General features: G+C 38.6%; 9 protein-coding genes. 2 read left to right on the top strand and 7 right to left on the bottom strand.

The genetic code is table 11. The annotated features are described in order from the left end of the window. Window positions 1-210 precede the first annotated feature (210 nt). Window positions 211-2,094, bottom strand: a complete 1,884-nt coding sequence (locus tag PUH65_RS13305; RefSeq protein WP_305520589.1) for a TonB-dependent siderophore receptor — start codon at window positions 2,092-2,094, stop codon at window positions 211-213. A gap of 86 nt (window positions 2,095-2,180) precedes the next feature. On the opposite strand from PUH65_RS13305, the gene PUH65_RS13310 reads away from it, so the two are divergent. Next, the gene (locus PUH65_RS13310; protein ID WP_305520588.1) at window positions 2,181-3,662 is read left to right on the top strand and encodes a PLP-dependent aminotransferase family protein; all 1,482 of its coding nucleotides are present in this window, start codon (window positions 2,181-2,183) and stop codon (window positions 3,660-3,662) included. A gap of 460 nt (window positions 3,663-4,122) precedes the next feature. Then, a complete protein-coding gene (locus PUH65_RS13315) occupies window positions 4,123-4,413 on the top strand; it encodes a hypothetical protein (protein ID WP_305520587.1) in 291 nt (96 codons plus the stop codon). A gap of 538 nt (window positions 4,414-4,951) precedes the next feature. Here PUH65_RS13315 and PUH65_RS13320 read toward each other — a convergent pair. The 6 genes from PUH65_RS13320 to kdpA all read right to left on the bottom strand — a co-directional run bounded on the left by PUH65_RS13320 (window position 4,952) and on the right by kdpA (window position 13,473). Beyond that, window positions 4,952-6,673, bottom strand: a complete 1,722-nt coding sequence (locus PUH65_RS13320; RefSeq protein ID WP_305520586.1) for an ATP-binding protein — start codon at window positions 6,671-6,673, stop codon at window positions 4,952-4,954. 55 nt (window positions 6,674-6,728) lie between these two features. Then, window positions 6,729-7,841 (bottom strand): sensor protein KdpD, encoded by a 1,113-nt coding sequence (locus tag PUH65_RS13325; RefSeq protein WP_305520585.1) that lies wholly within the window; start codon window positions 7,839-7,841, stop codon window positions 6,729-6,731. 38 nt (window positions 7,842-7,879) lie between these two features. Continuing rightward, complete coding sequence (locus PUH65_RS13330) at window positions 7,880-8,962, bottom strand: porin (protein ID WP_305520584.1); 1,083 nt, start codon at window positions 8,960-8,962, stop codon at window positions 7,880-7,882. A 173-nt stretch (window positions 8,963-9,135) separates the two neighbouring features. Further along, window positions 9,136-9,693, bottom strand: a complete 558-nt coding sequence (locus tag PUH65_RS13335; RefSeq protein WP_305520583.1) for a potassium-transporting ATPase subunit C — start codon at window positions 9,691-9,693, stop codon at window positions 9,136-9,138. A gap of 25 nt (window positions 9,694-9,718) precedes the next feature. After that, window positions 9,719-11,761, bottom strand: a complete 2,043-nt coding sequence (kdpB, locus tag PUH65_RS13340) for a potassium-transporting ATPase subunit KdpB (RefSeq protein ID WP_305520582.1) — start codon at window positions 11,759-11,761, stop codon at window positions 9,719-9,721. Between the two features lie 17 nt (window positions 11,762-11,778). Then, window positions 11,779-13,473: a potassium-transporting ATPase subunit KdpA gene (gene kdpA, locus PUH65_RS13345; protein ID WP_305520581.1), complete on the bottom strand. Its 1,695-nt coding sequence runs from the start codon at window positions 13,471-13,473 to the stop codon at window positions 11,779-11,781. Window positions 13,474-13,483: the final 10 nt, after the last annotated feature.

Genomic DNA, 13,483 nt, shown 5'->3' on the forward strand with positions numbered 1-13,483 from the left:
TTGTGATATTGTCGATGCACGATAGCTGTCTCAAAAAGAAGATTCATCACCGGTTTTTTGTACAAAGAAACAGCTTCCACTCTAATGCATTTTGGGGATGGTTCATATTTTACGTTTTTAATTCAGTAAAAAAAGTTTTGGAAACTCCCAGAGCGTTCTTTCTTGCATTTTTAAATCTGCGAACGCAATATTATTAGTTTAAAAATTGATTTAATGCTGATTCCATTGAAATCTAACTCCTAATGAAAACCATCGCGGTGGCATGGGAACTGCTCCAGCCTCATTGTACGATGCATTAAAAAGATTTGTAACTTCCGTGTATAAATCGAAATCCTGGATTTTATAATTGAGGCGAACATCAGCAATGTTATAAGAATCGCCCAATTCCCGCTTCAACCATCTGTCCTTTATCTGCACCGAAAAGTCATTGATTTGATAATGAATCCCAGCAACGAACTGATGTTTCAAAGATTCCAAGATGTATTTGGATTGCATTTCAGAAGATCCCTCGAAAGAAGGTTTCAAATAATTATAACTCAAATCATAACCAATAGTTTGTTTCTCCGAAAGTTTAAAATCCTGTTGCAGCCTTCCATAAAACCCCTGCATTTTGTTCTGTCCCAAATTCCTAGGTGAATAAGGTTCAGAAGGGTTTTCTCTTACCCAATCGATAAAATCATTAATACTGCGGTAAAAATAACCGGTTTTAAATTGAAGATTATCTTTACTATACTGTACATTTCCTTCATAATTCCAGGCGTTTTCGGGTTGAAGCAATTCATTACCCACATTTCCTGGTCGCTGATTCAGATATAAATCAGAAAAAGAAGGAATCCGTTGCCCAGAACCAATACTGGTGGATATTTTCCAGTAATCAGTTAAAAGATAAGCAACATCAATTCCTGGATATACCTGATAGCCAAAATCAGTATTATAGTTTCCATAGATGCCGATGGTTCCTCGTATTTTTTGTCCCAAACTGGTTTTTAATTCTGCATACATCCCGTGATTATCGCGTTCATATTGCCCAATATTGGAACTGTTGATTTTCTCCAATCTGGACTCGACACCAAATCCGAAAGTTCCAAGCGTTGTTCGAAGACTGCTGTTCAATTCCAACATCAAAGCGTTGGTGTAATGAACCGAACGGCCTTTACTTAAATCATCTTTAAAGTATCGGTAATCATCTTCACCATAGCGATCACTGATTCTTGGCGAAATCGTAAAATTACCAAAAGTGTGTTTGGAGGAAAGACTGAATACAGAAGAATCGGTATGTTCTTCGGAATTAATATCTCCCGGCGCAGCGTAAAAACCGTTAGCACCGAAATGATTTCTGGCATAACCCGCCATCGCCTGAATACTGTTGTTCGTATTGAAATCATAGTTTCCTGCGTAGAAAAGTCGGGTATTTTTTGCCGCTGAATTATACCGTTGTCCGTTGTAATCGCTCTGTGCGATTGAAAATAATTGACTTTGATTTTCAGTTCCGTAAACACCACTCACTTCTGCAGACAGACCACCATAAATTCCCGAACCATCGCCTTCATCTTTTGACTGAAAAGAACTTCCCGCCTGAACAGTTGCAGTGATGGAAGATTGTTTCCCTTTTTTAGTCACAATATTGACTGCGCCTGTCAACGCATTAATTCCATAAATTCTTGCTGCAGCACCACGAATCACTTCAATATGGTCAATTGCACTCAAAGGAACTGGAAGATTCATCATGTTGTGCGCGGATTGCGCATCAATCATTTTCACCCCATTAATCAAAACTAAGGTTTGCTCAGACGTACCACCATCAATCGAAATATCAGTTTGCGTTCCAAAAGGACCTCGCTGTCGAATATCTACACCGCTGATGTAGGATAAAACCTCGTTCAGCGATTTTGCAGGAAGTGCTTGAATTTGCTTTTGCATAATCACCTGAATATCGCGAGTGGCTTCATTGAAAGGAATTTGTAAACGGTTTCCCTGAATGATGACTTCTTCTACATCCTTACTTTTAATCAAAGAATCCGAATCATATTTTGTTTGTTGGGCAAAGGTCGACATCGTGGAAAGGAGTCCTAAACTGAGTATTGCTTTTTTCATAATTATTATTCTAAACCGTATTATTAATTTGTGGGCTGCAAAGGTTTGAATAAAAAGAGTAATTTTGGTAGTCCGAAATGTAAATAATGAGTAGTCCGGTAATAATACCTTTTCAATCTTTTGTTAAAATAGACCGTCGTAAAAAAGATGCGGTGTATTTGCAGATTGTTTATCAGTTTATTAATGCTGTAAAAAGCAACCTTTTAGAAAACAATGATCAACTTCCCGGCAGCCGGATCATCGCTGAGAATCTGCAAGTACATCGAAAAACAGTAATTGCGGCTTTGACAGAATTACAGGATCAAGGCTGGGTAGAAACAATTCCAAATGTGGGCACTTTTGTAAAAAACCCGGAAAGTTCTTTAAGTACAACTTTCCAAACAAAAACATTTCAACATCCGCCGGAAAAAGCTCCCTTTGATTTTAGAAAAGAATTTATTTTAGATACGCCTTTAGAAAAAAATAAGGAACAACTCTATTTTACAGATGGTACGCCAGATTACCGACTTATAAAACCTGAGGAACTGGTTCGTTTCTACACTTCCGTAGTTCGGCGCAAGAAACATTCAGGACCTGGAACCAATATGAATGATGGCAGTTTATTTTTCAGGGATCAGCTGAGTTACTATCTCAATTTGACGAGAGGTTTTCATATTTCACGGGATTTCTTTTTGCCTGTCGCCAGTTTGGAGAAAGTTCACTCTATTTTAGCCCGATTGATCATTAATGAAGGGGATGTTATTTTGGTGGAAGAACTCAGTTATTTTTTACCCAATATGATTTACAGTCAGGCTGGAGCTCAATTAAAAACGATCCCGATTGATGAAGAAGGAATGGATATCAATTATATTCGAAATCACTTCAAAGAAGGTGAGATTCGAGCGGTCTATATCAATACGAAATGCCAATATCCTACGACCGTGGCGTTATCTGAAAAGAGAAAAACCCAACTGCTGGCAATGGCAGAAGAATATCAGTTCATCGTGATTGAAGATGATACGGATTTCGAATTTTCACTGGTCAGAAACAAAAAAGAAATATTGCTTCGTAAAAAAGGTGGAAACCGGGTAATCTACATTGGTTCTTTCGGAAAATTCCTGGATCCAGGATTTCAAATGAATTTTTTGATTGGGCCCAAAGACCTTTTGGGAGAAGGCGCAAAATACCTCAATATCTTTGGTAAACCCGATGCCATGATGGAAAAAGCGTTGGGCGAACTCATTCATCAAGGGGATATTCACCGGTATCAAAGGAAAGCCACAAAAGTAATTTCTGAGCGGAAAGACTTTTTTGCGCAATTGCTCAACAACATTCTTAAAGATCATGTTTCTTTTACGATTCCAAGTTCAGGTTTGGCCTTTTGGATTCAGTTTAAAGAAAAGATTTCCTTAAGTGAATTGCAAAAGAAAAGCAAAGAAAAAGGACTTTTTATTCCCATGATCTGTCTGTACCAAAACCGAACCGTCACCGCTTTAAGATTAGGTTTTGCACATCTTAATGTGCAGGAAATGGAAGAAGCGGTGGGAATTCTCAGTGAAGCTTATCGGGAATTAGTTTTGGAAAAATAAAGGTGAGGAACGATGGTTCAGCGTATGTTCAAAGTTATATCGAACGCAATCTAAAATGTTTGTCACATAAAATTCATAACCTCAATTAAGTTCCTCCGGCCCTATAAAAAAAATAGACTCATCATTAAAAGAACTACAACTATTTACTATCTACAGTTTCATTAAATTCTCTCTTCGGTATGGTCCTCTTAAATTACCGTTTTAAAGGAGACCCCGATGGCGCGGATTTGCAATCCGTGATGTTTACGTACAGAATGATTATCCGATGATAGATCTCAAATGGTAAATCTCTAAAGCCCACTAAAAAACTCACCAACAACACTGCCGTCTTCCCACGCAATATTAAACCTTTCCCGTCCAAAAACTGGATCATAGCAAACTTTAATAAATCTTTGGATTTAGTTTCCCATCCTGAACTTGTTGGCAAGTATTTTGTGTCTTACAACCTAAATTACAGCATATGAACACACTAGTAAAAATCGCCGCTGGCTTCACAGCAACTGCCGCAGGAGTGCTTGCACTAACTGTTTTAAGGAACAGAAAAAACAAAGAACAGCAAGATGCTTTAGATAGAAGTACCTATCGTAAAACTGAAAATAAGTCACCTAATCAGGAACTTCATCAAGAAAAGACAAAGGGTAATTTTATTACGGATCACGGAAACGCTGCCCTTAATGATAGTACCCTGGTTAATTATACGGCACCCGTTCAAAAAGTTCAGCACCATCAAAAAGGCGTAAGACACCATTAATAAATCTTTATAAAGAAATTTGACCAGATCTCCAAAGTCTCCTGACTTTGGAGACATTTTTTACTGCCAACCTTGGTGTTTCTTAAAACACCTTTAAAGTCTTTGTTTACGAATGAAATTATTGTAAGTATTACAAATACAAACTATTTTCTTTTAACTTTTACTTTCCAATACAGAATCTAAAGAACCCTCTATCTATGGTGATTTACAAGGGTCAAGGTGTACAAAAGTAGTACAGCGCTAACATGCTGCAACATCTTTTCACTTACATTTCCACCCGATTTTCGTCTCCTGTAAGTACCATCAATACTGAGTTCTGTAAAAATACAATATTTTTAAACATTCATATTGTACACCTTGACAAACCTAAATATCATCAAATCAATCACTTAACTAAAACGGAGACTATTGAAAATTGATAGATGTTACCATGATCATCTTTAAATATCCTTTAGATTTGATAGGTATTTATAAAGAAATAGCCTTCTAAAATGTTGCACGCGGAGTTTTTATGGTGTTTCATCTTTTGTTATTTATTTTAATGTACTTGACTAAATTTAAAGTAAAAAATACTTCCTTCATTCTCCGAACTTTCTATCCCAATTTCGCCACCCTGTTTCTCAATAAAGTTTTTACTGATGGCTAAGCCCAAACCGGTTCCATTCTGAAAATCTTCCGGAACCTGAAAATATCGGTCGAAAACTTTAGAATGGTATTTTGAATTAATTCCTTTCCCAAAATCCTGCACCGAAAATTTAATTTTATCTGAAATATGTTCAGTTTTAATGATAATCTTTGTTCCAGTCTCCGAATGTTTGATTGCATTGGTGAGAAAATTATTGAGCACCCAAACCGTTTTATCGAAATCGGCTTTAATGGTAGAATTTTCTTCCGTGTTAATATCAGTTTCGATTTGGATTTCTTTATTTTCTGCAACAATCAGATTATTGGAAACCGCTTTCTTGATCAGCTCAGACACGCCGCAATTCTGAATATTTAAGCGGATATTTCCGCTTTCAGCCTGCGACAAATTCAACAATTCTCCTGTAATATTTAATAATCGGTCACCATCTTCTTCGATGCTTTTCAAAAGTTCCTTTTGCTGGTCATTAAGTATTCCAAACTTTTCATTTTTAAGGAGTTGCGTTCCCATTTTCAAAGAGGAAATCGGTGTTTTCAATTCATGAGAAACCGTAGCAATAAAATTAGTCTTGGCAAAATCCAGTTCTTTATAGGCTGTAATATTCCGTAAGAGAATTACTTTTCCGGCATCTTTTTTCTCCGTTTCACCCGTTGGAATAATGCTGATCGGTATGATTTCCGGTTCGAAATAACTTTCTTTTTGGTCGGCAAAAATTTTCATTGGCACCTCTGATTTTTCTTCCAGGGAAGCGTTGCGAAGTAATTCCCGCAATAGATCATTATTTACTGCGATCTCCGCAGCAGTTTTTCCCACTAAATCTTCACGCACTAAACCCGATATTTTCAACGCTTCTTCATTAATAAAGTTGATCTGATTTTTCTCATCCAAACCAATCACCGGATCATGCATATTGGCAATAAGCATTTCCACACGCTTTTTATCCATCAACTGTTTTGATACACTGCTGCTTTGATATTCCTCCAACTTTTCGGCCATGGAATTAAAGGAATTCGCCAGATCTTCAAATTCTGCGCTTCCTTCAAAATGGATGCGTTCGTGATAATTTTTATTCGCGATCTGCTTGATACTTTCCGTTAATTCCTTAATCGGGCGCGCAATCGTATCGGGCAAATTGAACAGCAAGGTAAAGGCGATAATAAAACAGATCGTACCCAGAGAAATCACCCAAGTTGTGGCGGTTTGCGAAGTTGCTATAGCCGTGTCGCTTTTCTGTACGATGGCGTTCATATTCAAACGCATGATTTCTATCAGATCATTTCGGATCAACTTTTCATTTTCGGGATTTCTTGATTTTAAAAAGTTTTCAAAATGGATAACCAAACTCTGATAAGATTCCTTTTCGCCATTTTCAGTAATATTTTTACTTTCTAACGCCAGGTTTTTCTTAAATACATAATTTTGAGTACTGTCTAAAGAGATTCGATCCAAAGCCAACATCATATTTTTCGAATATTCCAAAGAATTGTAATTGGCCGTAAGAATCTTCTCGGTGTCTGATTTCTGTTGATGAATGTAGATCGCGCTGATCACTGATAACATTACAATCATCAGAAATAAAAGTCCCACGCCGAGGGTTAGTTTCGTTTTAATTTTCATTTTAAATCGATGAAATATTTTTTTTAAAAGTATATAGAATCGAAAATATTTGCTTTTAAGACAAGATGATAATATCTACTTTTTCATTCGTCATATTATTCACAAAGTTATGAAACCAGTTCAATCTAAAGACCTGTTGGAAAAAATTAAGATGCGGTTTCCCAACGCAGACTGTCGTAATATGATTCTGCTGCACATACTCCAAAATTGCTTCGGCGATATTAGAGGCATTTACCTGGATCACCTGTGCGCCCATTTCCCGAGCGAAGTTTAAATTATTGATCAGATATCTTTGTTTGTCCAGCGCAATTTTATCTGCATTTTCCTTGGGAATCTGCACATATAAAACCGTCCACCGACTGTTGTAATAACTCGCTAATCTGGCGGTTTTACGAATCACCGCTTTTGCTGTTTTCTCGTTGCTGCTGATGCAGGCAAGAAATTTTTCAGACCGAATATTAATCGACTTGGTGACTTCTGTTTCTACTTTTTTCTCGACATGTGTGGCCACTTCTTTCAGAGCCAATTCGCGCAATTGCAGAATGTGGTCACTTTTAAAAAAATTCTTCAGCGAAATATCAATTTTGTCCTGCGGATAAATTTTGCCTTCTTTTACCCGGGCAATCAATTCGTCTGCCGTTAAATCAATATTGACCACTTCATCGGCGAGTGCCAGAATTTTATCGGGAATCCGTTCAGATACTTCGATTCCGATGATATTCTTAACACTTTCATTCAGACTTTCGATGTGTTGAATATTGACGGCACTGATCACATTGATTCCGGCTTCCAGAATTTCCAGAACATCCTGCCATCTTTTTTTATTGGCGCTTCCTTCCACATTGGTGTGTGCCAATTCATCAACCAACACAATATCGGGATGATCATTGATGATCGCCTGAACATCCATTTCCTCGAGGTATTTCCCTTTGTAGAAAATAGATTTCCTGGGAATAGCGGGAATTCCCTCCACCAACGCAATGGTTTCTACGCGAAGATGCGGTTCGATGTACCCGATTTTTATATCAATACCATGTCTCAGCAGGCTGTGGGCTTCCTGCAACATTCGATACGTTTTGCCCACACCGGCGCTCATTCCGATATAAATCTTGAATTTGCCGCGTTTGGATCGCTGAATGAGGTCTAGGAAATGTTCGGCTGAAGACATGGTTGATTTGTTATTTTTAAGGTTTAACTTTTTCAGTTTCAAAACCAGGCTGAAAGACTTGTGGTGAGGAAGAAGTTGGTTTTTTCCGCCAGATTATCTTTCATAAAAATTTCATCTTTTGAAGAAAAACCTCTGGCTTCGGTTCGCCACAAAATATTTTTATGAATTTCATGGTCCACATTCAAAGAATATCCGAAAGTCTGAAATCCATTTGGTGTTGAGGTTCCAATGATCACGCCTTTTTCATCGTTGAAATACTCTACTCTTCCGCCGATTTTTGTTTGGTCATTAATGGCATACCTCAACAATAAATTGGGTGAATACCATAAATTATACTTCTCACTTCCTTTCGCATTTTGTTCAGCTCCAGCGTCAAAACCAGCAATTCCGGACCACTTTTCTCCAAGATTAAAACTAGCGTATAAATCATGGAAATAACGCATTTTCTTTTCGTCTGTAGGTTTATCATTTCCGATAAAAGAACTGCTGTTTAAACTGAAATCATCCGAGAATTTATACGTGATCTGATGTCCAAAAGCCAAAGTTTGATTACCTTCTGGTCGGGCAATTCTTTGCCATCCGTTTAAAACCAAGCCGCTAAGGAAAAGCTTTCCATTATCTGAAGTGTAAGAAATTTTTGCACCCGTTTCGAAATAAGGAGAGTTTTCTGCTGCGATACTTCTCGTCAAAGTCAAATTATCTTTACCGATGGCACTTTCCCAGCCTATGTGAGACGGCATAATTCCAGCGTCGATCCAGATATTTTTTGTTTTCGAAATCTTGAAACCAATGTTGACTTCATTGATAATTTTCAATAGATCCTGTTCTGCAGACATGTTATCCTGTGGATAAGTTCCCGCCATCAAAGCCAGGTTGGCGCGTATATTTTCGGTCGTATAATTCGCTTTCACTAAACCTAAATTCAAATTGAATTCATTGTGACGATTATACGTGTACAAAAAAGGTTGCCGAATATGATTGTTGGGCTGATTGAAATCGTAGGTGTAAAAGATTTCTGCATAACCTGAGAAAGTTACTTTCGAAGTTTCGGTTTCAGTTACTTCCTGAGCAGCGATCATTCCGAAAGTTACGATTGATACTGATAAAATTATTTTTTTCATTGTTGATTTTCTAGATATTAGAATTTAGATATTAGACCTTAGATTTTAACAGGAAATATTAAAGCAGATTCAATTTTTGAAATCTAATGATTAAATTATTCTGTTAATTATGCAACTCATTGTTCGTCTTTTATCTATTATCTATTTTTTTTCTCTACGTATTAAAATTGTTTTTATTTAAGATTTTCTAAAGAAGCATTGAGTTTCAAAACATTCACTTTTTGCGGTGCAAAGAAAACAATGTTCTCCTCTGCAGCGTTTTGTGCAATCAAGTTCTTCACTTTTGCGGTAGAAATATTTCGCGCTTTTGCGACCCGATCGATTTGAAACTCGGCTGCCGGAACAGAAATATTGGGATCCAACCCACTTCCACTTGCAGTAATTAAATCCACGGGAATTTTAACTTCCGTCATGGTCGGATTCTGGATTAATAAAGTGTCTATTCTCTTCTGAACCTCCGTTAAATATTCCGGATTGTTCGGACCTTTGTTGCTTCCGCCACTTCCTGCAGCATTATAATCGACCGCCGACGGTCGCCCGTGAAAATATTGTGGAAGCGTAAATTGCTGACCAACATTGGCGTATTGTCTCTTACCATTCACTTTTATTTGTTCTCCCAAACCATGATCCGGTGTGAGCTTTCCGATTCCGAAAACAGCAAATGTGTAAACTCCGATGACGGCGACCATTCCTAAAGTTAATACTAAAGCAGGTCTGATATATTTTTTCATTTTTTTAAAATTAAAATTGTACTGATTACATAAAGAGCGTTACGACCATATCGATCAATTTGATCCCGATAAAAGGAACTAAGATTCCTCCCAAACCATAGATCAAAAGGTTTCTGCGCAATAAAGCACTCGCACCGATCGGTTTGTATTCAACACCTTTTAAAGCAAGTGGAATCAAGAAAGGAATAATGACTGCATTAAAGATAACCGCAGACAAAATTGCCGATTCCGGACTGTGCAAATTCATGATATTTAAAGCTTGCAGTGCAGGAATAAAGGTGATAAAGAGTGCGGGAATAATGGCGAAATATTTCGCAACATCATTCGCAATTGAAAAAGTAGTTAAGGTTCCGCGCGTCATTAAAAGCTGTTTACCGATTTCTACAATCTCGATGAGTTTGGTAGGATCATTATCCAGATCGACCATGTTTCCGGCTTCTTTTGCCGCCTGCGTTCCACTATTCATCGCCACACCCACATCTGCCTGTGCTAGAGCCGGCGCATCATTCGTTCCGTCACCCATCATGGCGACCAATTTTCCGCTTTCCTGTTCGCGTTTGATGTAGTTCATTTTATCTTCCGGTTTGGCTTCAGCGATGAAATCATCAACTCCGGCTTTTTCGGCGATAAATTTCGCGGTTAAAGGATTATCTCCTGTAACCATTACGGTTTTCACGCCCATTTTTCGCAAGCGCTGAAAACGTTCTGCCATGCCAGTTTTGATGATATCCTGCAATTCAATAACGCCGAGCACGATGTCATTTCTCAAAACAACCAACGGAGTTCCGCCATTACCAGAGATCATTCTCACGGATTCTGCAGTTTCCTCTGGGAAAGCATTTCCGGCTTTTTCTGTCATTTGTTTGATGGAATCGAAAGCGCCTTTTCTAATTCTGGTTCCATTAAAGTCAATTCCAGAACTTCTCGTTTCGGCTGTGAATTCAATAAAAGATGCATTTTCAACGATCAGATTTTCCGGCGCCAATGCTGCCAGTTCCAGGATCGATTTTCCTTCCGGCGTTTCATCGGCCAAAGAACTCAAGGCCGCCGCTTTGATGAAATCATCCATCGAGACATTTGGGGCAGGATAAAACTCGGTGGCTTTCCTATTTCCAATGGTGATGGTGCCGGTTTTATCTAAAAGCAAAACATCAATATCACCCGCAGTTTCTACGGCTTTACCTGATTTGGTAATGACGTTGGCGCGCAATGCGCGATCCATTCCCGCAATTCCGATGGCTGAAAGCAATCCACCAATGGTTGTTGGAATCAAACACACAAAAAGGGAAATAAATGCCGCAATCGTGATGGGTGTATTGCTGTAATCCGCAAACGGTTTCAAGGTTACCGTGACGATGATGAAGACCAAAGTAAATCCAGCCAATAAGATCGTTAACGCGATTTCGTTCGGTGTTTTTTGGCGGCTTGCACCTTCTACTAAAGCAATCATTTTGTCGAGGAAACTTTCGCCCGGTTTGGTATTAACTTTTACTTTAATCCGGTCGGAAAGAACTTTTGTTCCACCTGTAACCGAGGATTTATCGCCACCTGCTTCACGGATTACCGGCGCACTTTCACCCGTGATCGCACTTTCATCAATGGTCGCTAAACCTTCGATAATTTCGCCATCCATTGGGATTTGATCACCAGCAACGCAAAGGAAAATATCTCCCAACTGCATTTGCGCAGACATTTTCTGTACGGTTTCTACTTCGAAACCGCGTTTGTTTTCCAGAATTAATTTTGCCGGAGTTTCTTCTCTCGTTTTTCTTAAAGTATCGGCTTGTGCTTTTCCACGCGCTTCGGCTATGGCTTCGGCGAAATTGGCAAATAAGACCGTGAGAAAAAGCGTAATAAATATGGTAAAATTGTAAGCGAAACTTCCTTGACTTTTTTCTCCCATTAGGGTCCAAAGTGAAACCACGAACATCACGACGGTTCCCACTTCCACCAAAAACATAATGGGATTTTTGATCATCACGCGCGGATCCAACTTGATAAAAGATTGCTTCAGCGCTTCATTAACTAAATCCTTTTGAAAAAGATTTTGTGTATTTTTTGTATTCATTTTTTAATTGTCAAATATTATTTGGAGATCGAGGTCAGATATTCTGCGATCGGTCCTAATGTTAAAGCAGGGAAGAAAGCCAAAGCCGCGATCAGTAAAATAACGCCCAAAGTCATCAGTCCAAAAGTTGGGGTATCGGTTTTTAAAGTTCCGGCGCTTTCAGGAATGAATTTTTTCTTAGCGAGCAAGCCTGCGATTGCCACTGGTCCCACAATCGGTAAGAATCTGGCAAAAAACAAAACAACGCCTGTTGCAATATTCCACCACGGCGTGTTATCGCCTAAACCTTCGAAACCGGAGCCGTTATTTGCCGAGGCAGAAGTGAATTCATAAAGCATTTCACTAAATCCGTGGAACGAAGGATTATTTAAAGTCGCCGTTCCAAATTCGGGTTGGTAAGCCGTTAAAGCAGTTCCTGCCAAAATTAAAAGTGGATGCAAAAGCGCGATCATCATGGCGATCTTCATTTCTTTTGCTTCGATTTTTTTACCTAAAAACTCAGGTGTTCTTCCAACCATTAAACCAGAAATAAATACGGCCAGAATAATGAAGACGAGGTAATTCAAAATTCCAACACCCACTCCACCATAAAAACTGTTGATCATCATGGCGAGCAGCATATTCATACCGGAAAGCGGCATATAACTATCGTGCATGGAATTGACAGAACCGGTAGAAATTACAGTGGTTGCAATGCTCCAATAAGCAGATGCTGAAGAACCAATTCTGACCTCTTTGCCTTCCATATTTCCGAGTGAAATATTGGCGCCCATTTCCTGTAAAGCAGGATTTCCAGCATTTTCAAAAGCGACATTCATCGCCATTAAGGATAAAAATCCAATGGACATAACGGCAAAAATGGTCCAACTTAGCTTTCTTCGTTTAATAAAAAATCCGAAGGCGAAAACCAAAGCGAATGGAATCAACATTTGCGCTACCATTTCGGTGAAATTGGTGACATAGTTGGTGTTTTCTAAAGGATGCGCACCATTAGTTCCGAAAAACCCACCACCATTGGTTCCTAAATGTTTGATAGGAACAAAAGCCGCCACAGGACCTGTGGAAACTTCTACAGTATTGCCCTCCAAATTGGTGATCTGATCTTTTCCGTTAAAGGTCATCGGTGTGCCATTAATCAACAAAATAGTACCGACGATTACAGAAAGTGGAATGAGAATTCTGGTTACCGATCTCACGAAAAAATCGAAAAAGTTTCCTAAATGCTCTGTTGTTTTTTCTTTGAAAGCCACGAAAACATGCGCTACTGCAGCCATACCGGTTGCAGCGGTAGTAAACTGAAGAAACATTAGATACAATTGACCGAAATAACTCACCCCAGATTCCCCAGAATAATGCTGAAGATTACAGTTCACTAAAAAGGAAATCGTGGTATTAAAGGCTAAATCCGCGCTTTGTCCTGGATTATTATCCGGATTGAGCGGTAACCAACTTTGATTCATGAGGATGAACATTCCCATTAAAAACCAAACAAAATTAATAGCAAGCAGTGCCATCATATTTTGTTTCCAGGTCCAACCCATTAGCGGATTGATGCCGGAAAGCCGGAAGAATAATTTTTCTATTGGATCAAAAATAAAATCCAAAAACGTTTTTTCGTGTCCATAAACTTTGGCGATATACTTCCCGAGGGGAATTCCCAAAACCAAGGTGACTACGAACATCAGGACGAGTCCCAGTAATTCTATATTCATTTTTTATTTG

The sequence above is a fragment of the Kaistella sp. SH40-3 genome (assembly GCF_030686865.1).
GTDB lineage: Bacteria > Bacteroidota > Bacteroidia > Flavobacteriales > Weeksellaceae > Kaistella.

Coding starts and splice junctions, on each gene's coding strand:
- PUH65_RS13305 (WP_305520589.1), bottom strand. CDS start 2,094: ATGAAAAAAGCAATACTCAGTTTAGGACTCCTTTCCACGATGTCGACC.
- PUH65_RS13310 (WP_305520588.1), top strand. CDS start 2,181: ATGAGTAGTCCGGTAATAATACCTTTTCAATCTTTTGTTAAAATAGAC.
- PUH65_RS13315 (WP_305520587.1), top strand. CDS start 4,123: ATGAACACACTAGTAAAAATCGCCGCTGGCTTCACAGCAACTGCCGCA.
- PUH65_RS13320 (WP_305520586.1), bottom strand. CDS start 6,673: ATGAAAATTAAAACGAAACTAACCCTCGGCGTGGGACTTTTATTTCTG.
- PUH65_RS13325 (WP_305520585.1), bottom strand. CDS start 7,841: ATGTCTTCAGCCGAACATTTCCTAGACCTCATTCAGCGATCCAAACGC.
- PUH65_RS13330 (WP_305520584.1), bottom strand. CDS start 8,962: ATGAAAAAAATAATTTTATCAGTATCAATCGTAACTTTCGGAATGATC.
- PUH65_RS13335 (WP_305520583.1), bottom strand. CDS start 9,693: ATGAAAAAATATATCAGACCTGCTTTAGTATTAACTTTAGGAATGGTC.
- kdpB (WP_305520582.1), bottom strand. CDS start 11,761: ATGAATACAAAAAATACACAAAATCTTTTTCAAAAGGATTTAGTTAAT.
- kdpA (WP_305520581.1), bottom strand. CDS start 13,473: ATGAATATAGAATTACTGGGACTCGTCCTGATGTTCGTAGTCACCTTG.